The organism is Pseudomonas profundi, assembly GCF_008638305.1.
GTDB classification, from domain to species: Bacteria; Pseudomonadota; Gammaproteobacteria; order Pseudomonadales; family Pseudomonadaceae; genus Halopseudomonas; species Halopseudomonas profundi.
Map to the genome: position 1 here is coordinate 118,903 of NZ_VTPZ01000005.1, position 22,881 is coordinate 141,783.

21 protein-coding genes and 1 pseudogene are annotated in these 22,881 nt (G+C 57.0%); 3 read left to right on the top strand and 19 right to left on the bottom strand.

Features of this window, described 5'->3' with window-relative positions:
* Positions 1 to 2 precede the first annotated feature (2 nt).
* Positions 3 to 860, bottom strand: a complete 858-nt coding sequence (gene gspC / locus FZE95_RS08625) for a type II secretion system protein GspC (protein WP_150300456.1) — start codon at positions 858 to 860, stop codon at positions 3 to 5.
* A 579-nt stretch (positions 861 to 1,439) separates the two neighbouring features.
* On the opposite strand from gspC, the gene FZE95_RS08630 reads away from it, so the two are divergent.
* Entirely contained in the window at positions 1,440 to 2,906 is a 1,467-nt protein-coding gene (locus FZE95_RS08630) for an alpha/beta hydrolase (RefSeq protein WP_223825008.1), read from the top strand.
* Between the two features lie 40 nt (positions 2,907 to 2,946).
* Here FZE95_RS08630 and FZE95_RS08635 read toward each other — a convergent pair whose 3' ends face one another.
* The 3 genes from FZE95_RS08635 to FZE95_RS08645 form a co-directional block, all read right to left on the bottom strand.
* Entirely contained in the window at positions 2,947 to 3,213 is a 267-nt protein-coding gene (locus FZE95_RS08635) for a twin-arginine translocase TatA/TatE family subunit (RefSeq protein ID WP_150300457.1), read from the bottom strand.
* Positions 3,214 to 3,227: 14 nt separating this feature from the next.
* Positions 3,228 to 3,458, bottom strand: coding sequence for a Sec-independent protein translocase subunit TatA (locus FZE95_RS08640; RefSeq protein ID WP_150300458.1), 231 nt, complete (start codon positions 3,456 to 3,458; stop codon positions 3,228 to 3,230).
* A gap of 111 nt (positions 3,459 to 3,569) precedes the next feature.
* Positions 3,570 to 5,600 carry a PhoX family protein gene (locus FZE95_RS08645; protein ID WP_223825009.1) on the bottom strand — a complete coding sequence of 677 codons (2,031 nt, stop codon included), beginning with the start codon at positions 5,598 to 5,600 and terminating at the stop codon, positions 3,570 to 3,572.
* A gap of 473 nt (positions 5,601 to 6,073) precedes the next feature.
* Between FZE95_RS08645 and FZE95_RS08650 the strand changes: the two genes are divergently transcribed.
* Positions 6,074 to 8,101 carry an acyltransferase family protein gene (locus FZE95_RS08650; RefSeq protein ID WP_150300459.1) on the top strand — a complete coding sequence of 676 codons (2,028 nt, stop codon included), beginning with the start codon at positions 6,074 to 6,076 and terminating at the stop codon, positions 8,099 to 8,101.
* A gap of 302 nt (positions 8,102 to 8,403) precedes the next feature.
* Here the strand turns inward: FZE95_RS08650 and FZE95_RS08655 are convergent, their stop codons facing one another.
* The 4 genes and pseudogenes from FZE95_RS08655 to FZE95_RS19735 all read right to left on the bottom strand — a co-directional run.
* A complete protein-coding gene (locus FZE95_RS08655; protein WP_150300460.1) occupies positions 8,404 to 9,276 on the bottom strand; it encodes a cache domain-containing protein in 873 nt (290 codons plus the stop codon).
* Positions 9,277 to 9,605: 329 nt separating this feature from the next.
* The gene (locus FZE95_RS08660; protein WP_190324536.1) at positions 9,606 to 10,643 is read right to left on the bottom strand and encodes a Rieske 2Fe-2S domain-containing protein; all 1,038 of its coding nucleotides are present in this window, start codon (positions 10,641 to 10,643) and stop codon (positions 9,606 to 9,608) included.
* Positions 10,644 to 10,761: 118 nt separating this feature from the next.
* A complete protein-coding gene (locus tag FZE95_RS08665) occupies positions 10,762 to 11,598 on the bottom strand; it encodes an SDR family NAD(P)-dependent oxidoreductase (protein WP_150300461.1) in 837 nt (278 codons plus the stop codon).
* Between the two features lie 93 nt (positions 11,599 to 11,691).
* A pseudogene (locus FZE95_RS19735) lies at positions 11,692 to 11,970 on the bottom strand (helix-turn-helix transcriptional regulator); the annotation flags it as partial.
* Between FZE95_RS19735 and FZE95_RS08670 the strand changes: the two are divergent.
* Entirely contained in the window at positions 11,882 to 12,355 is a 474-nt protein-coding gene (locus FZE95_RS08670; protein ID WP_223825018.1) for an SDR family NAD(P)-dependent oxidoreductase, read from the top strand. The pseudogene FZE95_RS19735 and the gene FZE95_RS08670 overlap by 89 nt on opposite strands.
* Positions 12,356 to 12,377: 22 nt before the next feature.
* Here FZE95_RS08670 and folE read toward each other — a convergent pair whose 3' ends face one another.
* The 11 genes from folE to FZE95_RS08725 all read right to left on the bottom strand — a co-directional run bounded on the left by folE (position 12,378) and on the right by FZE95_RS08725 (position 22,849).
* Entirely contained in the window at positions 12,378 to 12,938 is a 561-nt protein-coding gene (gene folE / locus FZE95_RS08675) for a GTP cyclohydrolase I FolE (RefSeq protein ID WP_150300462.1), read from the bottom strand.
* 9 nt (positions 12,939 to 12,947) lie between these two features.
* Positions 12,948 to 13,670, bottom strand: a complete 723-nt coding sequence (gene folM, locus FZE95_RS08680) for a dihydromonapterin reductase (RefSeq protein WP_150300463.1) — start codon at positions 13,668 to 13,670, stop codon at positions 12,948 to 12,950.
* Between the two features lie 13 nt (positions 13,671 to 13,683).
* On the bottom strand, positions 13,684 to 14,550 hold the full coding sequence (locus tag FZE95_RS08685; protein WP_223825010.1) for a cache domain-containing protein: 867 nt from the start codon (positions 14,548 to 14,550) through the stop codon (positions 13,684 to 13,686).
* Positions 14,551 to 14,604: 54 nt separating this feature from the next.
* Complete coding sequence (locus FZE95_RS08690; protein WP_150300464.1) at positions 14,605 to 15,729, bottom strand: acyl-CoA dehydrogenase family protein; 1,125 nt, start codon at positions 15,727 to 15,729, stop codon at positions 14,605 to 14,607.
* A gap of 27 nt (positions 15,730 to 15,756) precedes the next feature.
* The gene (locus FZE95_RS08695) at positions 15,757 to 16,557 is read right to left on the bottom strand and encodes a crotonase/enoyl-CoA hydratase family protein (protein WP_150300465.1); all 801 of its coding nucleotides are present in this window, start codon (positions 16,555 to 16,557) and stop codon (positions 15,757 to 15,759) included.
* Positions 16,554 to 17,627 (bottom strand): acyl-CoA dehydrogenase family protein, encoded by a 1,074-nt coding sequence (locus FZE95_RS08700; protein WP_150300466.1) that lies wholly within the window; start codon positions 17,625 to 17,627, stop codon positions 16,554 to 16,556. Before FZE95_RS08700 ends, FZE95_RS08695 begins: the two co-directional genes overlap by 4 nt.
* Positions 17,627 to 18,778 carry an acyl-CoA dehydrogenase family protein gene (locus FZE95_RS08705; protein WP_150300467.1) on the bottom strand — a complete coding sequence of 384 codons (1,152 nt, stop codon included), beginning with the start codon at positions 18,776 to 18,778 and terminating at the stop codon, positions 17,627 to 17,629. The genes FZE95_RS08700 and FZE95_RS08705 overlap by 1 nt, the downstream gene beginning before the upstream one ends.
* 110 nt (positions 18,779 to 18,888) lie before the next feature.
* Positions 18,889 to 20,199 (bottom strand): amidohydrolase family protein, encoded by a 1,311-nt coding sequence (locus FZE95_RS08710; protein WP_150300468.1) that lies wholly within the window; start codon positions 20,197 to 20,199, stop codon positions 18,889 to 18,891.
* Between the two features lie 219 nt (positions 20,200 to 20,418).
* Positions 20,419 to 21,693: a cytochrome P450 gene (locus FZE95_RS08715; RefSeq protein ID WP_150300469.1), complete on the bottom strand. Its 1,275-nt coding sequence runs from the start codon at positions 21,691 to 21,693 to the stop codon at positions 20,419 to 20,421.
* 98 nt (positions 21,694 to 21,791) lie between these two features.
* Positions 21,792 to 22,337: a glutathione peroxidase gene (locus FZE95_RS08720; protein WP_150300470.1), complete on the bottom strand. Its 546-nt coding sequence runs from the start codon at positions 22,335 to 22,337 to the stop codon at positions 21,792 to 21,794.
* Between the two features lie 2 nt (positions 22,338 to 22,339).
* Positions 22,340 to 22,849 (bottom strand): carboxymuconolactone decarboxylase family protein, encoded by a 510-nt coding sequence (locus FZE95_RS08725; protein ID WP_150300471.1) that lies wholly within the window; start codon positions 22,847 to 22,849, stop codon positions 22,340 to 22,342.
* Positions 22,850 to 22,881: the final 32 nt, after the last annotated feature.

Below are 22,881 nucleotides of genomic sequence, written 5' to 3' on the forward strand. Positions count from 1 at the left end.
TCTTAGTCCATCGTTATAGTAATTTCGGTCGGCTGGCCATCACGCTCCAGCGAAACCGATACGGAGCTAGAGCCGCCAAGCTCTTGGAGTATGTCGCGGTAATCCTGGATTTCCGAAACCGGGGTACCTTCCACCGCGAGGATTACATCGCCCGGCATCAACCCTGCTGCTTCGAACTCGCCAGCCTGGCGACCGGGATTGACTTCCAGCCCATACATCTCGCCGTCCTGCATGACAGGGTTGGCACTGATAACCTCGAGAAAACGCTGCGGATCGTTCGCCCAGGCCTCGCGATCAATAGTGGCGACGCCGCCATCGGGCGTCAGGGTGGCGTTAGACGCACCGGGTTTCGGGCGCGACGGCGCTTTTTTTCCATTGGTAGCCGACTCGCGTTTTAATCGCAGCGTTTCCAGCTTGCCATCTCGGGCAAGGATGACCCGATCCGACAGGATCTGTTCGAGCCGCACGTTACCGGGCAAAGATGCGCCGACCCGATAGAGTTTTTCGGGCTGCCCCTGAGGGGAAAGTATCGCTGAGCTACGTTCCGGGTCACGATCGGAAAGCACACCCTTAAGTACCCAGCTCAATGTGGTGTCTGGCGCATTGACTACAGAGTAATTGGAATTGTTGGAGGCGCCGAATATCGAAAGCGCAGCCAGTTCACGAAAACCACCCCGGGAACCATTCGCTGAGGATGTCAGTAGCGGTTGGGTGGCAGCCGCCTCGGCGCTCGGCAGGATACTCGATGGCTCAATCAAGGCCCAGCTGAGGCGCCCCAGCACCACCGCTGTGATCGCAATCAAGATGAAAGTGGCGATTTTCAGCGCAGGGTCTAAGGTTAAACGGGCGACCAAGGGCATGCTTTCTCCGAAGGCAAGGAAGGCTCCGATCCGGAAGCCATGATCAGATGCTTACACATTACTGACTTTTCTTTGCAAAAATATTGTTATAAGCCGGCGCCGACTTGTAATGATCTGGATTGTCACGAATTTGCTATACCCCAGCAACCCCCCCTGAATGGGTGAGAATTTAGCGAAAATACCTCAAGCCTAGCGGCCTGCTGGTCTTGATATAGCCTCAATCACCCGTCCGGGTGTTAGCCCCTGTATACGAAACTGTGAGCGGATTCACTTCCGGTTGGATCGCGAGGGATCAACCGGAGCTCGCATAGCAGTAGCCGGCTTTGTAACCGTATCAATGGCGATGCCGCTCACACCAAGCCGCACCTGGCCCTGCAACCTACCTGGCGATTATGACAGTAAAGTTTCAACCGCCGTGAGGCCTGAAACAAAATAACGACCATTGATCCGGCATACGCTGGGATTGGTCCCCCGCTCAACGGCGTTGCCATCCTGCGTGCCTGGATCTTTACTCCAATTAGCCGAGCGAGCCGCCCCGGCCCGTAACAGCACCAACGACTCGGCAACCGGAGAAAAATAATGAACAAGATGAATGCGCTTAAAAAAGGAGCAGTCACCGGTATTCCCTTGAGCATTGTCCTGGTCGCTGGCTGCCTCGACGGCGGAAGCAGCAGTGACGCGCCCGCCCCTATCCACGAACCGGCACGAGAGCAGCAAGCCCGTATTGATGACGGCTTATTCGTCGTCAATGAAGAATCCCTCCCGTTCGAAGCCCTGCCCGGATATCCGGGAACCGATCGCTGGTGGGGTGTCCACCAGGGCGCCGGATACAGGGTCGAAGTGCCGGAAAACTGGAATGGCATGCTGGTGATGTGGGCCCATGAATATCGCGGCGAAGGCAAAGAGCTGACCGTAGACAGCCCGCCCTTCAGAACATATCTGCTGGAAAATGAATACGCCTGGGCTGCTTCGAGCTACAGCGCCAACTTTTATGATGTGCGCGCAGGCGTCGAAGACACCAATGCGCTGGCGCTGGCCTTCAAAGATATCGCCGAGCAGAACGGTCGTGCATTGCCGGCACCTGGCAAGTATTACATTGCGGGCGTCTCCATGGGCGGCCATGTTGCCGGCGCCGCGATCGAACGCGAAACATTGGCGACCGCGAACAATGTGGTTGAGTACGCAGGCGCTGCGCCTATGTGCGGAGTGATGGGCGACACGGCATTGTTCGACTACTTCACAGCCTACGGGCTTGCCCTGTTCGAAGTGGCTGGCGTTGGCGCCGCGCAATTCCCGGTTTCGCCCGAAGAAGCGCAAGAAAAACTGACGGTCGCCCACCAGGAACTCTGGTTCGATTATGAGACCAATCCTACTCCGTTGGGCTTGACCTCGAAGGGCCTCGTATTCTTCCAGATCCTGCAAAACCTGTCCGGCGGCGAACGTCCTATCTATCCCCGGTCATTTGGTGGGTTCCAGGATCTGTTACAGGGCTTTCTCGGCACAGACGGCACCATCACGGGTATCACTGCAGAACGTGCCGTCGACACCACGGACATCACCTATCGTTTCGAAGGCAACCCGGGTGAGCCTCTGACCCCTGCCGAGCAGAACTTCAACGCAACCATAGCCCAGGCTGAAGCAGTTTCCGGCGCCAACGCGCAACGCGACGACGGGCTTCGCTGGGTTCCGGCAATCAATGGCGAGTTCGATGTCCCGGTTGTTACCGTGCACACCCTGGGTGATCTGTTCGTACCTATCAGCATGCAGCAGATTTACCGTCAACGTGCCGAAGCGGCGGGAAGCGCTGACCTGCTGGTACAACGCGCGATAAGAGCTCCCGCCCACTGCGATTTTTCGATAGCGGAATTCACCGAGACCTTCGATGCGATGATCCAGTGGGAACAAACAGGCGTCAAACCACCCGGGGATGATCTGCTCGACCCGGCAGAGATGGCTAATTCGAATTTTGGCTGTCAGTTTACTCGTGACGGCTTCCCTCAGGAGGACACGCGCAAACTCATGCCACCCTGCGACGTGCCAGAGTAAGCTAACCGGTGCGGGCAGTTATTAGGCTCTTCGACTGAACCTAACCCTGCCCGCTACCGACCGCCAGCTCGACGACTTTCTTCTTCACATTGGAAGGCCGTAGCGCCTGGACATTATCCTTGAGCAGCTTCACCTCTTCCGTCGGCAGATCCTTTTCGACTTGCTGCTGAACGTCAGCCAACGCAGCCTTCGCCTTGCCCAACATCAACCCGGCCATCTTCATCGTGGTCAGGGTACGCTGGGGGCCCAACACCAACAGCGCCACCACAGCCACCACCAACCACTCGGTCATTCCGCTATCGAACATGGCCGTGCCCTCGCTCAGGCTGCGGAGCGATCAGCGTGAACTGTCGAACCCTGCCCATCCTGACGCTCCACCGTCGCGGCAAGCGCTTCACGGGTGTCGTCGCTCTCCTTGACTGCCTTGCGAAAACCACTGAGTGCACCGCCCAGGTCGCTCCCAATGCTGCGCAGCCGTTTGGTGCCAAACAGCAACATGACAATGACCAGAACAATCAATAATGATCCGATGCTGATTCCGCCGATTCCCATAACCATTCTCCACGAGTAAATGCCCTGGCTTTATATCTCACCACAGCGTAAAACGACTTGATCAACATCAGGTCCGGCTGCGGAAACTCCGCCGCCGGACCTTGCCGAAGTTCAGGTGCCGACTATGCCGCCGTCATCCTTCCACACCACAACGGTTGCAGAACGCGGCGGGACTGACGGATCGTAATCAGGCCAATCCCCGCTGGGGTGCTGAACGTTGATAAAGAGCGTGCGCTGATCCGGCGTCATACTGATACCGGTTATTTCCTGCCCCACCGGCCCGACGAGGAAGCGTTTCAGTTCGCCTGTTGTCGGATCGGCCACGAGCATGGCGCAGTTGCCGAACGGATCGGTATCGCCCGAATCCATCTGAATCCACACGCGGCTGTCCGGATCAATCCACATGCCATCCGGCGAGCTGAGGATGTTGTCAGCGGTCAGCTTTTCGCCGTTCGGGTCGTAGCCTATGCTCGTTGGCTTGCCACTCTCACCGCTGTCGCCGGCGAACAGGAAAATATCCCATTCGAAGGAGGTTGCTGCGTGGTCTTCACCGGTCTCGGCCCAGCGAATGATGTGCCCATGAGTGTTCGGTCCGCGCGGGTTGGCTTCGTTGGTCTCGTCTTCCCCACGCTGGCTGTTGTTTGTCAGCGTGAAGTACACGTCGCCGTTAGCCGGGTCGATGGCGCCCCATTCTGGGCGATCCATCGGTGTCGCGCCCAAACGATCTGCAGCCAGACGTGTGTTGACCAGCACCTCCGCCTGGCTAGCGAACCCGTTTGATGCATCCAGGCCGTTCTGGCCGTGTACCAAGGGCATCCATTCGCCACTGCCATCGGCATTGAAGCGCGCCACATACAACGTTCCGTTGTCCAGCAAGGCTCCCGAGGCGCTGGCCTGGTAGTAAGGATCGCGGCTGACGAACTTGTAGATATATTCGAAACGCGAATCATCACCCGAGTAGCACACCACAGATTTGCCTTCGACAGCCGGAGCAAACACTACGCCCTCATGCCCGAAGCGGCCCATGGCGGTGCGCTTGACCGGCGTACTATCAGGGTCGAACGGATCGATCTCGACCATCCAGCCGAAGGTATTGGGCTCGTTGCGGTAGTCGTCCAGCGCCGTGGCCCCGCTGTCCGTTGCATTGAAACGCACGTACTCATCGTTACCGGATTCGGCCAGGTGCCACTCGTACTTGCCCGAAGCCCTCGTACCATCTTCCTTCGGACGCGGCACCCCATACCGCTCGTGCTCGCGCGGATAGGTTCCCTCGTTGACGAAATAGCCTGCCCAGTTTTCCTCGGCGGCCATGTAGGTATTCCATGGCGTTACGCCGCTGCCACAGTTGTTGATGGTACCGCGCGTTGCGGTGCCATCCGGGCTGTACAAGGTCTTGACCAGATCACTTCCGGCGACCGGGCCGGAGAGCTTCATCGGTGTCAGCGCTGTGATTCGGCGGTTATAGCCGTCAGGCTGAACCTGCCACTCACCGTTCAGGTTCCGGACGATGCGCACCACCGTGACCCCGTGCGCGTTCATTTCTTTCAATACTTCGTCATCTACCCGTTTCAAATCCGAGCTAAGCAATACAGCGCCTGAACCCAGATCCTGACCAGCATAGGCAGCGTGCATCAGGCGCGGCTCAACGTATTCATGGTTGAGCACAAGCAAACCGTCCTCCGAGCTCCCATCGATCGGGAAGAAATGCATCCCGTCATGGTGCGAACCCACCTGATCAGCTTGCTCAGCGCCGGTGCTCTCAATTCTGAAACGCGTATCGCCATCAATCAGGGACGTGCCCCACGGAATCAGGACCTGGTGGCTGTAGCCCTCAGGGATGGTGATCTGGTCTTCAAAGCTGACCGGCACAGCAGAAAAGCCCAGCAGCGCTGGCGGCTCCTCCTCTCCCGGTGCCAATTCCGGTTCGTCATTATCACCGCCGGAGCCGCTGATACAACCGGCCAGCCCCAGGCTCATGAAACCGATAGCAGCGGCACCGGCGCTCCCTTTGAGTATCTGGCGACGACCAAGGCGGGCTTCCAGAATGCCTGAAAAAAGAGGGTTCATCTGGCGGGTGCTAAGCGGCTCGTCGGCATCGCCGTTGTCGACCATGATCACGTGACGTTGCATATCCGTGGACATCCGGTGTTCCTCATCAAGTTTGTTTTGAATGCCGGCACATGATGAGGAGCTGGCGTGACAAGCCGGGGGCATCCAAATGAACTATCAATGACAAGAAACTGGCACTTTAGAATCATCTGCCAGAATTGTGACGCAGCCCGCTTCCTACCGCTATGCCTGGGAACCTCGGATAGACCGCACAATCAGAGAGGGGCGAGAGTCGGTGCCGGACACGGATGCATAAAACACCCCGATAGCTTGCTGCATTACCAGGTCTCACCGAGCAAGGATTTATCTGCTCGCTCCGACATGCACATGCCAAATGGACCAGGCGTGCAACCCATGCTTGCCTGTCTGAAGCGGACCGTCTTCTTCTACGGGATTAGCCGCCCATCTTGTCAAGCAGACGGGTCGGCAAATAACCAAACCCAAGTAACATCGCCGGCCGTAGTCCTGTCGCTCAGAGGGCCTTGCAGACTCGAGAGCAGACCCCAATGCAGCCGACGCATGACCGCACCATCGCCTACCGTCCGGAGATAGACGGCTTACGCGCCGTGGCAGTGGTTCCTGTCATATTCTTCCACGCGGGTTTCGAAGCCATGGCCGGCGGGTTCGTGGGCGTCGATATTTTCTTTGTGATCAGCGGTCACCTGATCACCTCGATTCTCTATAGCGAAATTCAGAACGGCGGCTTCAGTCTCGCGCGCTTTTACGAGCGACGCGTTCGTCGCCTGTACCCTGCCCTGACGCTGGTTACCCTGTTCTGCATTCCATTCGCCTGGTGGTGGATGCTGCCCTCGGAGTTTCGCGATTTTCTCTATAGCATCGCCGCCATTCAGTTGTTCGCATCCAACATCTACTTCTGGTGGGACACGGACTATTTCAGCACTGGCGCTGAGCTGACGCCCCTGTTACATACCTGGTCGCTGGCGGTCGAGGAGCAGTTCTATCTGTTTTTTCCGCTGGGTCTTCTATTAGTGAGGCAGCTGGACAAACGCTTGCTGATCGCCGGCATCGTGCTCGCTATCGCTGCGGGAATATTGCTGGCGACCCGCCTGACTGTCACGCATCCCTCCGCCAGCTTCTACCTGCTACCCTCCCGCGCCTGGGAATTGCTCACCGGCGCCTTGCTGGCATTGACTGCTCAGTATTGGTCCAGCACTACACGCTGGCTTTCCGAGACCTTGTCCCTGGCAGGCCTGGCGCTGATTGTCATCGCCGTTTTCACCTTCGACGCACAAACGCCATTCCCAGGCATATATGCTCTCGCACCCGTGATGGGGACGGCACTGATCATCGGTTTCGCCGATCATCGAACAGGGGTCGGGAAGCTATTGGCGCTGCCGCCCGTGGTACTGATCGGGCTGATGAGTTATAGCGCTTACCTGTGGCATCAGCCACTCTTTGCCTTTGCACGTATACGTACACTCAATAATCTCGACACTGTGGATTTTCTCGGACTGATCGTCCTGACTTTTGTGCTGGCGTATCTCTCCTGGCGATATGTGGAAAGTCCCTTCCGTGAGCGCCGGAAATTCCCTCGCAAAACAATTTTTGCCGGCGCTCTGGCCTTTTCAGCAACGCTGTTCATGAGCACCGTCTTCGCCTCCTTCTACCCCGCTCCCATTCAGATGCACGAGCGGAAACTGACCGGTGATCAGCTGCGTGCGCTGGAACTGGTCGAAAGCAATGAACCCAAACAAACCCCCCGGTTTGACGAACCCTGCAATTTTGCGCGCGAGTTGATTACTCCTTCCACGACGGACCGAATATTGAAGTGCCGGCAGACGCACGGCCCCGGCCTCGCCATCCTTGGGGACTCCCACGGCATGAATGTATTCAATGCGCTGTCGGTCAACATGGACGATCAGTTCATCGTGGGATTTCTGCAAAACGGCTGCATCCCGTATCCGCACCAGGACAGATGTCAGTACCAGGGGTTTCGCGAGTTGCTGCAGCAGCACCCCGATCTGTTCCGTACCGTGATATTCAACGAAGCGGGCTTTTACCTGCTGCAGACGCCAGAAGGCCGCACCGTTTCACGCGCCGCCCTGAGTGAGCAGAGCCACACGGGTTTCGTGCCAAACGAGCGTTATATAGATGGAACTCTGCAATATCTGCAGCAGCTCGAGCAATACTCACGCGTCGTCTGGCTCGGCCCGTGGACCGAGCCGCATATCCTACCCAGGGAATACGTGCTCCACGGCTGTGAATCCCCGCCTGAAATCCGTAAACCCCTGCGCGATACATTCGAACAGCTTGATGATCGCATCGCCGATACGGCGCAGACATATAAAGGAATCGACTACCGCTCCTCCATCAAGACGCTCAACCTGAGCGGAGGCCATCAGTTGATGGACTGTCAGAACCTGTATTTTCGCGATGGTGACCACTGGACCATCGCCGGCGAGTTGCGCTTCGGCAAGGTCCTCAGGGAAGAACTCGGACGCGCGATGGATGAGCACACGACACCTTTGGCAAGTGCCGATGCGCCACGGGCTGCAGTCCCGGACAATAAATAAAGCTCGCCTTTGAGCTAGGGTCTGTTCCCGTTTCATCACGGCCGCGACGGAGGCCCGTTTGGTGCAGAACAAGGCGCGAGGAGCGTGATTTGGTTGTTCCAAATGAGCGACGAGTAACGCAGTGCTGCGCTAAACGAGCCCCGTCCCTTCGGGTTGCGCGGCAAATGACGCCATGCGGCGTTGCGGGACTTGGCAAGGGAACAACCATTACCTGCGTCCCGCGCCTTGCCTGGCGACATTTGACACAGCAACGCGGCTCGCGATGAAGCGGAAACAGACCCTGACTGCCCCGGCACTGATACTCAATTGTTGTTCGGCACTGCCTCTGAATCGGCTTCAAGATTTGAATAATGCCCGACCACTATCAACAGATCGTCCTGACGACGCAGGAACGCCTGCTTCGTTTCAAACTTGCGGATAACGGGGTTACGCCATTGGTAGGAGTATGTCGCTTCGGGCTGATCATCGATCAGATCAAGCATGTCCTGCCCGATGGACTTGCCAGTCCGGTCCTTGAGCGAAACAAAATCCTGGCCTATCAGATTCAGATCATAGCCGTGGGCGACAAACTGTTTGCTCTGCAGATCGACAACGAAAGCATATAGCTCGTCCTGGATATACCGGGGGTCCAGCCAGTTGATCGCGTTGAGAGTCTTGTGACGGTTTTCTTTCAGGTCTTCAGTGACACGGCCCAACAAAGCTTTCGCTTCTGCCTCACCAGGTCTGCCGAGGTAATAACCAACGGCCAGGATGTGGTCGCCGACCCGCTGGTAGAAAGCTTTTTTACGCTCGACCCTGCCCGTGCTCTGGTTCACCCAACGGTACTCGCCCTCGCGGACCCCTTCGCCGGACTCCGATAGTACCGCTTCAAAATCGAGCTTGAGCCTGTCATCCAGTAACGGCTTGATATTCCGACCAATCAACGCGTGGGATGGACCGCTGCTGGCGAGCATTACCCCTTCGCTATCAATGACGAAAACATACAGATTACCCTCAAGAAAGGGACCCTGCCGACTGAAAGCAGCCAGCGCGCGATCGCCTTCATCGCGGTAATGCTCCACCGCACGTTCAAGCAATTTTTTAGCTCGACTTGCCTCTTCAGGCTTGGTATCAGCGAATGTTGGCATTGCGAACGCGACGCACAGACTGATCAACACCATCCAGCACTTTTTCATTTTGTTCTCCTGGTCGGTACTTTGTTGGTTAGCTTGCCCATCCAGTCAGGGATACAGCATCGTCCATAAGGACGAGCCGGCTTGTTCAATATGAGGCAACTGACAAACCGTCCGGCGGCGTCGTCATTGCACGGCACCGGCAGTCCGGGCTCGCTGCGTAAATGGAAGAGAGGGGAACGACATCTGCTGGAGAGGCGACTGCGCGGCCTCGGAGGGGCGGGCCAGATAGACATTCGCGCCGTTTGCCTGGCCCGTACACTTGATAAGAATACGAACGAAACGTCGGCCGGACAGATGCGAACCTGTCAGACCAGACGTTTCCAGGTTCGCTACTTATCTACCGTGACGATTTCCTGACGCTGTTTCAGTGAAGCGGGCACGTCCGCTTCGTCCATGAAGAACTGCGAGTACCACTCGCGTAGCTGATAGACCGGACCGTCGCCCTCGGCGAGCAGCGGATTATCGATACGCACTTTGGTTTTCCAGATATCCACGTCCTGGTAAAAAGATTCGCGGTTCTGTTGAACATATTGCAGAGCCAGGTCCCGGTTCTGCTCTTCGGTCCAACCCGGAATCTTCTTCACCAGTACACCAAAGCGCAGCTCGAAACTGTTCGGCGTGATGGGCACGTGGCAGTTCAGCAGGATGCTTTCAACAGTCATTCCGTCAAACTCAGCGCGCATACGGGTAAAGTGCGTAGCGGGACCGTGATAAGCCGACTCGGCAACCAGGTCGCCACCTAAACGCTCTGAATCACCATGGAATGTCTGCTCACCGATATGCCCTTCGAAGACGTTCGAAAAATATTTGGTCGGTGTGCCATGGACCGGACCAAAATGTTGCGCATCCGCCAGGTTATCGACCAGCTCCCGCGGATTGGTCTCGATGATCATCAGATCAAGGTGCCAATCATGATCCCACTCATCACTGTCAATTTCAGGCAGGTACGGTATTTCGACGCCTTCCGCAGGTGCTTTGCCTTCTGGGTTGTTCCATACGAACAACAAGCGGTTGACCTCTTTGGTCAGCCATTTGCGGGTTTTGGCTTTCGGAGGCACGCGTTTGCAATAGGGAATCGACGCACAGCGACCGCTGGCTTCGAACTCCCAATGATGGAACGGGCAGACGATACGGCCATTTACCAGCTCACCGGTAGACAGATCAGCGCCCATGTGCGGACAATGTGCGTCAAGCACGCTGATCTGGCCTTCGTCAGTGGCAAACGCCAGCAGGCGTGTCCCGAAGATATTCAGAGTATGGATCTGGCCGTCGCGGTATTTTTCGGCTTCGCCAAGACAATGCCAACCACGCGCATAGCGATACTCCGCCGTGGTTGGGACTGTTTTTATATCTATCATTTGTGTCATGCCCATGTCCTCGCTTCAATTCATCTGCGGCGTGTATAACCACATTCAACGTAGGACATAGTCGCCAAGCCAGCGGATTGCTTCATCCTCCACTCGGACTAGATCATCGACCGGCTGATCAAGCTCGCCAATCTGCGACGATTTCCTGCTTGAGCGCGAATGGCTGCGCGTTGATCGTCTTTTTCTGATGCGCGCCTTCGACATCCTTACAGGCAAGCCAGCAGATCACCTCGGCCGGCACATCGGGCGGAGCGGAGCCGTTGCGCAGCGCGATGACACCTTTTTCGCCAATGGTTGCTTTCAGCGCTTCGGTCGTCACCACTCCGGGATTCACCGTATAGGCCCGCAAGCCCTGGCTACCCAGTTCTGTTGTAATGATGCCAGAAAGCCGCGATACGGCTGCCTTTCCTGCTCCGTAGGCATAGCCCCAACCGCCCTTGCCTGCGGCGACCGGCGGATCGGTTTCACCGGCACCCGATGTGATATTGATGATCACGCCAACCCCGCGCTCGGACATGTGCGCGGCGATCCTCTGGCTTAGCAGGAATGGAGCAAGCAGGTAGCCCTGATAGACACGCTCGAGGGTGTCAGGACCAAGATCCATGAACGCACTGTTGAGGTCTTTGCCTTGATACACAGCATTATTGACCAGCACATCCACTCGACCAGCCTGGTCTATCGCTGCCGCGGCGGCTGACAGTACCGACTCCGCATCGAGAAGATCCATCCGGATAGTCCATGCCTTGCGCCCGAGTTTCTCCACCAACGCGGCGGTCTCCAGCAAACTACCAGCCAACGGCAGACCCTCGGCGGTAGTCAGGGCGTGTTCGTGTTTTTCACCTTCGGCGAGCGTTCGTGCGCTGAGCACGATATCGAAACCCCGTTGGGCAAAAGAGAGAGCAGTTGCGCGACCTATGCCGCGACTGGCACCGGTGATAAAGGCGACCTTGTTCATATGGATCCTCCGTCTGGGATCCATATGATTGCTGAACAGGCCGGCTGGAGCATGGTCAATTCGGACCAGACGCGCACGGGGTCATGATATGGATCAGCCCGTCGGACGTAGCGGCTTGACCTCAGGTTTGATCAACGAAGCATTGCTGCCACGATAGGGGGAGATTCCGCCCTGGCCAAGGGATACGACACTGTTGAGCATGACGCGCACCAGCTCAGCCTGCCGCCTTACCCCCGTCTTGGAGAAGATTGCCCGGAGGTGGGCCCGCGCAGTGTTACGCATGATGCCGAGATTCTCGGCGGCTTCCTCCAGAGATAAGCCATTGGCAAGCTCCAATGCCAGCGCCGTCTCCGCGGGTGCTAGCGTGTATAGCGCCTCCAAATTTGCCGTCGCTGGTTTTTCAGAATCCTTGGCGCAGGAAGTTGCAGGCTTTGGCATTAAGGTTACTTCGGTCGCACCCGGTGCCTTCCGCACGGACTTTCTGGACGATAGTTCAGCTCACTTTGGCAGCGAGCCCCTTCCCGAATATAAGACATTCTCTGATAAAGTTCGCTCATCATCTGCTAACAACAACCATAAGCAACCCGGATCACCAGAGAAGCTTGGCCAGGCTTTAGTCGAGTTAGCATTGAATCCGGAAGCTCCACTCCATTTTATAGTGGGTTCCGATGCCGTCGGGCTGGCTGAAACCCGGTTAGCCTCGAGAAAACAGGAAATGCAGCGCTGGGGAAACTTAGCTATTTCTACTGACGCCTGACATCTCAGCAAAGATGGGCCGGTTAGCCCCGGCCAATCAGTTGCAGGAACTCCTGACGAGTGTTACCTGATTCACGGAAAGCACCCAGCATAACCGAGGTGAACATAGTGGAATTTTGTTTTTCAACCCCGCGCATCATCATGCACATGTGCTTGGCTTCTATCACTACGGCCACCCCTTCAGCCTGAGTCACCTGCTGCAGTGCCTCCGCGATCTGACGAGTCAGGTTTTCCTGTATCTGCAGACGTCGAGCAAACATGTCGACAATGCGCGCCACCTTGGAAAGACCAATAACCTTACCGGTGGGAATATAGGCAACATGGGCCTTGCCGACAAACGGCAACATATGATGCTCGCAAAGAGAGTAGAGCTCGATATCCTTGACGATCACCATCTCGTCACCCTTGGCATCGAACAGCGCATTATTGACGATCTCTTCCAGCGATTGCTCATAGCCCTTGCACAGAAACTGCATGGCCTTGGCTGCTCTTAGCGGAGTCCCTGCCAACCCGCCCCGCTGCGGATCCTCCCCAATGCCGCGCAAAATCGCCTCATACTGGAGAGCAAGATTCTCTGTACTCATTGTGTTTCCTTAAGCAAATTTGAGCATGCCGCCGCCGTTCAGATCTTGGCACGTACCGGTTATATAGGGATTGCCCATCACATAGCGCACAGCTTGATAAACCACCTCGGGGCCTGGCTCGACGCCAAGAGCCAAACGGGACAGGATATGTTTCTTGAACTCTTCACTATCATTGTCGTTAAACATGATCAGCGCAGGGGCGATACTGTTGACCTTGATGTCCGGCGCGAAACGAGCAGCGAAGGATCGCGTCATGTTTTCCAGGCCGGCTTTGGTGGCCAGATAGGCGACGTGATCAGCATTGCCCCCGAGCGCATCATGATCGGTAATATGGATGATGTCAGCCGGGCCTGAATCGAACCAGTCTGCAGCCGCCATATTGATCATGTAGGGAGCCTGCATATGCACCATGCACATCTGCTGAAACTGCTCGGGCGTCAACCCCTCGTCTTCCAGCCACAATGAGGCGTTGTGAATGATGGCTCTTAAACGTAACCTCTTCGCCGCGACTGCCGCTATGAACTCTGCAATGCCTTCCACGGTTGAAAAATCAGCCACGATGACGTCAATACCCTGCAACGGAGTGGTTTGCCACTCCGCTCTCAGCCGGCGGCAGCTGATTACCACCTGGAAGCCATCCTCAACCAGGCGGCGAGCGCAATGCAAACCTACGCGCTGACCGCCGCCAGTGATCAGAACGGCTGGCCGGGACTTTATGGGCGCATCAGGCATATCAGCACCCTCGCTACTGTTCTTCGTCCAGGTAGTACCCCACGGCAACGATATAGTTGTCCGTCGCCTCGAACAGGGTCACTTTCGGTTCATTCTTGCGGGTTACTGGATTGGGCCACAGATAGGAAATACGACCGCTCCCGCTCTGCGCAGCGGCCTCCAGAATTTGGCTACCAATTGGATGTCGGTCGGCGGAGTGCAGCTTGCGAAAATCGCTGCCGACCAGGCGCAGATTGTAACCATGGGCAATGAAGCGCTGAGTTTCGCGATCAACAACAAAGGCGTAAAGATCATCCCGAAGGTACTCAGCATCCAGCTTGTTGATTCGCTCGAAGGTCTGCTGTGGATTTTCCTTCACCGCCTCCACGACATGATTGAGCAGCGCTTTCGCTTCTCCTTCGCTTGAACGGGGCATGTAATAGCCCACCGAAAAAACCTTGCCATCAACGCGTTGAAAAAAGACTCGCTTGCGCTCTTCGCGGCCATCCTGCCAGTTCTGCCAACGATAGTCGGCATGATGTATTGTGTCGCTTGGCGGCAGGGCCAGCGCTTCCTTGAAGCCCTTGTTCAGGTCGTCGTTCAGCGCCTGGCTGACATCTCGCCCAATCAGATTGGCCGAGGGCCCACCACTGGCGAGCATGATGCCGTCGGTATCGATGACATAGACATAGAGTTCGTCATCAATGAACTGTCCTTGCCGACTGAACGCGGCGATGGCCTTTTCGCCATTCTCCTGATAGTGGTCGACGGCTTTGCGCAAAAGCGACTTTGCGCGATCCGCCTCTTCGGCGTAGCGATCTTCCGGAATGCCCTGACCAAACACATTGGCAACCAGGAACATCGTGGCAACCAGAACAACATTTCGACAGATCAGTAACATAGCCTATCTCCTGCTTTTTGTTTTGGGCGGCAAGATCTGAAGATCCAGGCCTCGTCAAAGATTCCTGCTGATAATCTCCTTCATGATTTCCGAGGTTCCACCGTAGATCCGCGCAACGCGGGCATCAACCCAGGCACGCCCTATCTTGTACTCGCTCATGAAACCGTAGCCACCATGAAGCTGGAGCAACTCGTCAAGCATCTTTCCTTGCATTTCCGAGCCGAGCAATTTTGCCATTGCCGCCACATCGGCAGTCAACTCGCCAGCCATGACCTTTTCCAGACAATCGTCGACGAAGACACGTAACATGGTCGCCTGGGCCTTCACTTCGGCCAGCTTGAACCGGGTATTCTGGAAGTCAAACACAGTGTTGCTGAACACCTTGCGCTCGCGTGTGTAGGCGATTGTTTCTTCAAGCAAGGTTTCAATCGACTGTGCTGCGCGCAGCCCAATAATCAATCGTTCCCAGGCAAGCTGATGGGTAAGGTACTTGAATCCCCGGTTTTCTTCGCCGAGCCGGTTGCTCACCGGTACACGCACGTCGTCGAAAAACAGCTCGGCAGTGTCCTGGCCTTTCAGACCGATCTTGTCGAGCAACCGGCCCTTGGAGAATCCGGCCCGGTCGGTTTCCACACACACCAACGTAAGATCCTTGCCCGCAGGGTCCAGTTTGGTAGCCGTCACCACCAGATCCGCGTTGCCGCCGTTGGTGATAAAGGTTTTCTGGCCAGACACTACGTATTCATCACCTTCCTGGCGCAGTACGGTGCGCATGGAGCGCAAGTCGCTGCCGATTCCCGGCTCGCTCATGGCAATCACGCCAATCATCTCGCCGCTGACCATTTTGGGCAGCCATTTGTGTTTTTGCTCTTCGGAACCATAGGCGACCACATAGGGCGCAACGATTTCCGAATGGGTAGTAAAACCCACAGCCGTGGCATTGGCGCGTGCGAGTTCTTCGATCATCACGGCTGAATGTCCAAAATCCCCGCCCGCACCGCCGTATTCCTCAGGCACGGTTGAACACAGCAAGCCCATTTCGCCGGCTTTCAGCCATACTTCCTTGGGAACAATCCCGGCTTTTTCCCATTCATGCAGATTCGGAACGATTTCCCGCTCGACAAAGCGACGGGCCTGTTCCCTGAACATGTTGTGGTCTTCACGAAATACGCTACGCATCGTGATGGTCTCCTTTGAGCAGGCTCATTATTTGTCGTTGAAATTCGGTTCGCGCTTCTCTACAAACGCACTGACCGCTTCGCGGTGATCTTCAGTGTGGTGAGCCAGAGACTGATAGGCGGCCGAGAGCTCGAGCAACGAGTCCAACCGCATGTGCTGACCTTCACGCAGCAGGCGCTTGCAGAGACGCAGAGCATGCCCCGGGTTCCGGGCAATGCGCTCGGCCATCGCCAACGCTTCCGACTCTAGCGCCTCCGGCGTGCAGACCTGCTCAACCAGGCCCCACTCCAGCGCCTTGGCCGCATCAATGGTGTCCCCGGTGAAAGCCATCAGGCTGGCCTTGGGAATGCCGATGATGCGCGGCAACAACCAGGCGCCGCCGTCACCCGGCACAATGCCAAGTTTCACAAAGCTTTCAGCGAACAGGGCTTTATCGCTGGCGATGCGGATATCACACATGCACGCCAGATCAAGCCCCGCGCCAATAGCGGGTCCGTTCACCGCAGCGATAATCGGGATATCCAGTTCGTAGAGCGCCAGCGGGATCTGCTGGATACCGTTGCGGTAGGTATCGCGCAGGTCATATGGCGAGCCGGCAAAAATGCCCTCGCGATTCTGCATGTCCTTGATATTGCCGCCCGCACAAAAAGCTTTGCCGTTACCGGTCAGGACCATGACCCTGACGCTCTGGTCGCGTCGCAGATCGCGGCAGAGGTCGACAAACTCCTGCATCTGGGACGGTTCGGACAGGGCGTTGCGTGTTTCAGGACTATTCATCCTGACCACGGCTACTCCGCCGTTGCGTTGTACCTGTAGAAACTCGCTCATAGATGTGATCCTTGTGGCGGGACGATCAACTCTTGTTGCTGCGCATGAGTAATGGCGGGCCAGAAGTTCTGGGCGCCAGCGGCGCAGATGTGCGCGCCGAGCAGCTTGCTCCAGAACGTCGACGATCCGTATTCACCCCGCCATGCCCACAAGCGACGGGTCAGCAGGTGCAGCGTGTATTCCTGGGTAAAGCCGATAGCGCCATGCACTGAGTGACCTATCCCCGCTCCGAGACTCGCCGCCTCGGCCGTGCTTACCTTGGCGGCAGCGATACTGAAGGCAGCCAGGTGGTCGGTGGATTCGACGAAGGCGGCTTCGGCAGCAATGTTCGCTGCGGCCGTCTGCTCCGCCAGTACAGCCAGCTGCTGCTGGATCGCCTGGAATGCCGCAATGGGCCGCCCGAATTGCTTGCGATCCGCCGCGTACCCGGAGGTGAGTTCCATCAATGCGGTCAACGCACCAGCCATCTGCGCGGAGCGCAACATGGCGCCACCGGTAAGCAAGACCGACTCGCTGAGCCCGGCGGGCAAAGGCGCCGATGCCACGACGTTCGCCGCGGCGAACTGGAGCGTATCGCGAGGCTCTCCGGCAATATTGGTTCCCTGTATGATGTTTTCCGCTGCAGCCGGCTCCACTAGCAGGACAGTGCTTTCAGCTCCCTCCCCCACCATTGCAATCACCAGTTCGGCGTGCCGTCCCCACGGCACCTGACGCAGCTCGCCGGAAATCCTGCCACCGTTCCACTGCAAGCAAGAGTCGGTAGCGACTGTAAGCACACCGCTCCGGGCGCCAATACCGGCCTTCTCCAACAACCAGTTGCCCAGCAACATTTCAACCAGCGGAACGGGCGCTGCAAACCGGCCTGCGGCGCGGGCGATAACAAACAGCTCGGACCAGCTGGCCTCTGCGCCGCCGGCAGCTTCTGGCGCCCCTGCCAGCAGGATGCCGTTGTCCTCCAACGCACTCCAGAGGTCGGCGGACCAGGCTCCGGACTCAGCCGCGCGGATGTATTCAGGCGTGGCGATGTCACCCAGTAAGCGTTCTATTGTCGATTCAAAAAGTTCTCGCATTATCTGAGCCCCAATCCACGTGCAATGATCCCGCGAAGGATCTCGCGAGTGCCCCCGCGCAATGAGAAAGACGGCGCCATCTGGGTCAGGTAGGCAAGCACCTGGGCGTGATCGGACCCGCCGCCCACCTGGGGTTGTTCTTCAACCAGCACCTGCAGCATTTCCGGGAGATCCTGCTCGAAAACATTACCCAGATCCTTGACGCACGAGGCAGCCCAAGCCGGGTTCTCACCGTCGCTCAACTGCCTGGTTACCGCCAGCGACATATTGCGCAGCGTCAGCAATCGAGCGGAGATGCGCCCTATTTCTCGAGCCTGCAGCGCGTCGGGCTTGGAGCCGATAGCTTTGATGGCCGTGTGCAGCAGCGCAATGCTGCTGAGAAAACGCTCCGGGCCGCTGCGCTCGAATGCCAGCTCGGCAGTCACCTGTCCCCAGCCGTTGCCCTCTTCACCCACCAGGGCGTCCGCGTCCAGGCGTACGTTATCCAGAAACACTTCATTGAAATGCTCACCGCCCGCCAGATCGGCAATAGGCCGAATCGTGACGCCGGGCAGACTCAGATCGATGATGAACTGCGACATGCCGCCGTGGCGGCCGCTTTCTTCCTTGTTACCGGTGCGCAGCAACGCAATCATGTAATGCGAATGCTGGGCATTGGTGGTCCAGACCTTCTGACCATTGACCAGCCAGCCATTGTCGACGCGCTGGGCGCTGGACTTGATGGATGCCAGATCGGATCCGGAGTTCGGCTCGCTCATCCCGATACAGAAATAGCTTTCGCCGCGGCATATCAGCGGCAGGTATTTTTCCTTCTGAGCTTCGGTGCCAAAGCGCAGGATCAGCGGTGCGCTCTGTCGATCAGCGATCCAGTGGGCCGATACCGGCGCACCCGCAGCGAGCAGCTCTTCAATGATCACATAGCGTGCAAAGGGTGATGCCTCTGCCCCGCCGTACCGTTTTGGCAGCGCCATACCCAGCCAGCCTTTCTGCCCGAGCAGGCGACTGAACTCGGCGTCGAATCCCATCCACGAATAGGCTCGTTTGACCGGCGGATAATCCTGCAGAGCCTGATCGATAAACGCCCTGACGTCAGCACGCAGCGCTTCGGCTTCTGGCGGTATGGTGCTGTAGTTAAATTGGGAAATACTCATCAACAAGACACCCTCAACTGCTCGAAGCAATGCAGAAAGCAGGTTTGTTGGTTGGCCCCCGCCTCACCACCGGCTGCGGCCGATGGCAAGGCAAGGCGTTAGTCCAAGCGTCAGATGGCCGTTTTGGCGTCTGCACTTTCAAACATCGCATTGATGTCGCCGGAGGTGACGGGCTTGCCATCTTTACGCGTGACTTCGGCGCCGCCGAGACCCAGAGCAGGCTCGGTGCTGACATGCGTCGCCTGAGCGCGGAGTGCGCCGACTGTGCAGTTTTCACGACCACCGAGGACGGCGAACGGATCATAAGAGAACTCACGCATGGCGTTGAGGTGGGTAACCTTATTGATCTGTGTGTCGGTCAGGTTTTTCAGATGCGCCCAGGTCGTTTCGGGAGAATGCGGCCAGGTGCAATCGGAATGCGGATAGTCGCTTTCCCAGGTAACCATGTCTTCGTTCATGAACTTGAGATTCTGCAATCCGAAGTTGTCCTCGATAAAGCAGGTAACGAAGTGCTTGAAGAAGATGTCACTCGGCATTTTTCCGCCGAAGTCCGCATTGGTCCAGGCGTTGTGATGACGGTGAGTAAAGTCAGCCCGCTCAAGAAGATAAGGTACCCAGCCAATGCTGCCTTCTGAAAGAGCCATGCGCAGGGTCGGAAACTTTTTCCACATGGGAGCCCAGATCCAGTCGGCCGCCGCGTTGGCGATCGAAATCGGCATGGTAGTGATCCAGGCGTCGATAGGCGACAGGTCCGAAGCGTGTTCTGCTTTGCCGCCCGAACCGATATGGCAACAGATCACCACATTGTTATCGGCACAAGCCTTCCACATCGGGTCCCAGTATTCGTCGTGAATAGACGGATAACCCAGGCGGGCAGGGTTGTCCGAAAACGACAGCGCGTGCACACCCTGGGCAGACAGACGCTTGATCTCTGCGACGGCGGCTTTCATATCCCAGTAAGGCACCAGCATCAGGGGAATGAATCGACCCGGCATCGCATTGCACCAATCGTACAGGTGCCAGTCGTTGTAGGCCTGGATCGCCGCCAGGGCGATTTCCCGGTTGCCATGGGTCTGGAAACGCTGGCCGGCAAAACCAGGGAAGGTCGGGAAGCACAGCGAGCCCAGTACGCCGTTGGCGTTCATGTCATCGACACGCGCTTTCACATCCCAGGTACCACGACGCATCTGGTCGTAACCCAGCGGCTCCATCCCGTATTCTTCCTTCGGACGCCCCACTACAGAGTTGAGGCCCATGTAGCCGGTAGCTTCTTCTTCAAATACCCATACATCACGATCCCCACGCTTTTCGACGTGCGGCTCACGACCTTTGAATTTTTCAGGCATGTGGTGTTTGAAGGCGTCCGGCGGCTCGATCGCATGGTCGTCCACACTGACGAGGATGAGGTCTTCGAGATTCATGGTGTATTCCCCTTCGCTGTTCGCGGATTGTGTTTGTTCTACGATGTTAGTTCAGATCAGAGTTGATTTAAACACATTTTTGATTTGTGTCTATATCTTTTTGGATTATCACGGGGGGGTCTTGCCTGAAGCTGCCTCCCTCGATTCGCTGGAGACGAGGAAACAAGCAGGTCTCTGGCCGGTTTTCAGCGAGCCCTGCTTGATACTGGTGCGGCTAACTCAGTCCCAAAGGACGTGCAATTTATGCGGACCGCGGAGCTGCGCCCCGGTAATTTCCGGGGCCGGTTTGGAAGGATCGAGACGGATATTCGGGAACATGTCCAGCACCGCGTTGAGGGCGCAGTTGATTTCAGTCTTGGCGACGAACTGGCCAATGCACATGTGCGGCCCGAAACCAAAGCCGAAGGACGGACGCTGCCGACGGTCGATATCAAAGGTATCGGCGTTATCAAAGAACTCCTCGTCCCGGTTGGCTGAGCTGACGATGCACGACACCATCGCCCCCTTGGGAATCTTGACACCGCGAATTTCGGTTTCCTCCGCTGTCTGGCGCACCTTGAACGTCGCAACAGGTTCGAAACGAATCGATTCGTCGATCGCCTTGTTCACCAGGCTGCGGTCGTTGCGCACGCGTTCGAGCAGTTCCGGGTTTTCCAGCAGCAGCGTCATCAAGGTGCCGAACGTACGGGTAGTGGTCTCCCCCGCCGCAGGCAGCAGCGAACGCACGAAGGTAGTGATCTCATGGTCATCAAGCGAGCGGCCTTCATATTCGGCGCGGATCAGGCGGCTGATCAGGTCATCGCCTTCCCCACCTTCGGCGCGGCGCTCGGCAACCACTACCTTGATCGCATCATAGAGCGCAACTACCGCCTCCATGGCGGCTTTCTTGGCCGCCTGGGCCTTGGCCGGATCGACTTGCGGACCGGCAAGAATGGCCAGTGCCCAGGCAGCGTACTGCTTTATTTTTTCCGGCTGGTCGTTGGGAAAGCCGATCAGCGAATAGATGACCCGGATCGGGAAATACAGCGCAAAATCCATCAGATCCGCACCCTTCTGCGGCGCCATCGGAGTCAGAAATTCCTCACGAATGACCTTGTCGATGCGATCTTCCTTCCAGCGGTTGACAGTGTCCGGCATGAATACAGGTTGCAACAGGTTGCGCATGTTCTTGTGCTGATCGCCGTCCATTGCGGTCAGGATCAATCCATCAAAGAAAGCGCCCAGTCCTTCTGCGATGAACCCGCTGGTAAACTGGTTGGCGTCGCGCATGACGCGCATAACGTCGTCATATTTGAACAACGTGAAGCACGGGCGATCAGGGTCTACACCCGCTATCGACGGAACGCCCAAGCGCTCCATGAAGTTCCCTTCCAGCACCGGGCTATTCTTGCGCATCTCGGCATAGGCCGCGTGCAGGTCAATATCGGTACCCTGATAATTGCTCGCCACATCGGCGAACACCTGTTCAAGGTTGCTTTTGTTCTGTTCAGACATGACGCTATCCTCTTGTTGTTCCTGGCATCGCTTTCCAGCTTATGCCTGAACGCGCAGAATTTGAACTATTTTAGGTTTATTGCTCAATAACCGTTTTTTCAACGGGCCAACCATTCGTCGATAACGGTCAGCCCTTGGGGCTCGCTCATATCCACGTCCGGCGCAAAGCGCGCCACGACCTGACCGTCGCGGTTCATCAGGAATTTCTCGAAATTCCACAGCACCTCCGGCGCGGCGTTCGGCTCGATGCCATATCCCGCCAGCTTCGAACGCATGGGACCCTCACCTATCGCTTCCGGCGCGGCGGCGGTCAGCGCCTTGTAGAGCGGATGTTGCTGTTCGCCATGTACGCTGATCTTCGAGAACAAGGGAAAGGTGACGTCATATTCGGTGCTGCAAAAGTTGGCGATTTCCTCATCGGTGCCGGGCTCCTGCGCTTTAAAATCGTTGGCGGGAAAACCCAATACCACCAGTCCCGCGTCCTGCTTTTCCCGGTATAGTTTTTCAAGCGCTGAGTACTGGGGTGTGAGCCCGCAACGGGACGCCACATTGACGATAAGCACCACCTTGCCTTCGAACTCGCCGAGCGTGGTGCTGGTGCCGTCCATTTTTTTCAGGGGGATCTGCTGCAGTTCAGTGTTCATAATCAGTCCTCATAGGCCTGTTGGACATAGGTCATGCGGCCGCCGGCCAGCATCAGCGCGCAATACATGTTCAGTTCGGTGATTTCAGCCAGGCTGAAAAAGCCCGCCAAGGCTTCATAGTGCTGGTCATCCAACGCCATATAGTCACCGGCGAAAAGTTCGGCGTAGCGCAGGGCGGCCTGTTCGGGCGGCGAAAAACGGTCACTGTCTGTCGCCAGGCAGGCGATATCGTCTTCGCTCACCTCATCCGACTTTCTCGCCAGCTGACAGGCTTTGCAGGTAGTAATACTGGCGATCTTCAGGCGAACCAGCTCTTTGAGTCGCTCACCCAGCAAACTCTGGGTATGAAACTGCTCGAGCAATGAAAGCCATGCTTGCGCCATCGCCGGGCGGTGCGCCCAGACCTGGACAGGCACGCTCGAACTGAGCATTCCCGAAGCCAGACCTCGGTCCAGGGCAGTCGCCAGGCTCTCGGGCAAGGCCGAAAACGGAACCGGTGTAATCCTCGACATACAAGACCACCCTGCACCGATCTTGATCGGCG

What these genes read in the sequence shown, in the direction of transcription:
- gspC (WP_150300456.1), bottom strand. Translation starts at nt 860, where the DNA reads ATGCCCTTGGTCGCCCGTTTAACCTTAGACCCTGCGCTGAAAATCGCC.
- FZE95_RS08630 (WP_223825008.1), top strand. Translation starts at nt 1,440, where the DNA reads ATGAACAAGATGAATGCGCTTAAAAAAGGAGCAGTCACCGGTATTCCC.
- FZE95_RS08635 (WP_150300457.1), bottom strand. Translation starts at nt 3,213, where the DNA reads ATGTTCGATAGCGGAATGACCGAGTGGTTGGTGGTGGCTGTGGTGGCG.
- FZE95_RS08640 (WP_150300458.1), bottom strand. Translation starts at nt 3,458, where the DNA reads ATGGGAATCGGCGGAATCAGCATCGGATCATTATTGATTGTTCTGGTC.
- FZE95_RS08645 (WP_223825009.1), bottom strand. Translation starts at nt 5,600, where the DNA reads ATGTCCACGGATATGCAACGTCACGTGATCATGGTCGACAACGGCGAT.
- FZE95_RS08650 (WP_150300459.1), top strand. Translation starts at nt 6,074, where the DNA reads ATGCAGCCGACGCATGACCGCACCATCGCCTACCGTCCGGAGATAGAC.
- FZE95_RS08655 (WP_150300460.1), bottom strand. Translation starts at nt 9,276, where the DNA reads ATGAAAAAGTGCTGGATGGTGTTGATCAGTCTGTGCGTCGCGTTCGCA.
- FZE95_RS08660 (WP_190324536.1), bottom strand. Translation starts at nt 10,643, where the DNA reads ATGACACAAATGATAGATATAAAAACAGTCCCAACCACGGCGGAGTAT.
- FZE95_RS08665 (WP_150300461.1), bottom strand. Translation starts at nt 11,598, where the DNA reads ATGAACAAGGTCGCCTTTATCACCGGTGCCAGTCGCGGCATAGGTCGC.
- FZE95_RS08670 (WP_223825018.1), top strand. Translation starts at nt 11,882, where the DNA reads ATGCCGAGATTCTCGGCGGCTTCCTCCAGAGATAAGCCATTGGCAAGC.
- folE (WP_150300462.1), bottom strand. Translation starts at nt 12,938, where the DNA reads ATGAGTACAGAGAATCTTGCTCTCCAGTATGAGGCGATTTTGCGCGGC.
- folM (WP_150300463.1), bottom strand. Translation starts at nt 13,670, where the DNA reads ATGCCTGATGCGCCCATAAAGTCCCGGCCAGCCGTTCTGATCACTGGC.
- FZE95_RS08685 (WP_223825010.1), bottom strand. Translation starts at nt 14,550, where the DNA reads ATGTTACTGATCTGTCGAAATGTTGTTCTGGTTGCCACGATGTTCCTG.
- FZE95_RS08690 (WP_150300464.1), bottom strand. Translation starts at nt 15,729, where the DNA reads ATGCGTAGCGTATTTCGTGAAGACCACAACATGTTCAGGGAACAGGCC.
- FZE95_RS08695 (WP_150300465.1), bottom strand. Translation starts at nt 16,557, where the DNA reads ATGAGCGAGTTTCTACAGGTACAACGCAACGGCGGAGTAGCCGTGGTC.
- FZE95_RS08700 (WP_150300466.1), bottom strand. Translation starts at nt 17,627, where the DNA reads ATGCGAGAACTTTTTGAATCGACAATAGAACGCTTACTGGGTGACATC.
- FZE95_RS08705 (WP_150300467.1), bottom strand. Translation starts at nt 18,778, where the DNA reads ATGAGTATTTCCCAATTTAACTACAGCACCATACCGCCAGAAGCCGAA.
- FZE95_RS08710 (WP_150300468.1), bottom strand. Translation starts at nt 20,199, where the DNA reads ATGAATCTCGAAGACCTCATCCTCGTCAGTGTGGACGACCATGCGATC.
- FZE95_RS08715 (WP_150300469.1), bottom strand. Translation starts at nt 21,693, where the DNA reads ATGTCTGAACAGAACAAAAGCAACCTTGAACAGGTGTTCGCCGATGTG.
- FZE95_RS08720 (WP_150300470.1), bottom strand. Translation starts at nt 22,337, where the DNA reads ATGAACACTGAACTGCAGCAGATCCCCCTGAAAAAAATGGACGGCACC.
- FZE95_RS08725 (WP_150300471.1), bottom strand. Translation starts at nt 22,849, where the DNA reads ATGTCGAGGATTACACCGGTTCCGTTTTCGGCCTTGCCCGAGAGCCTG.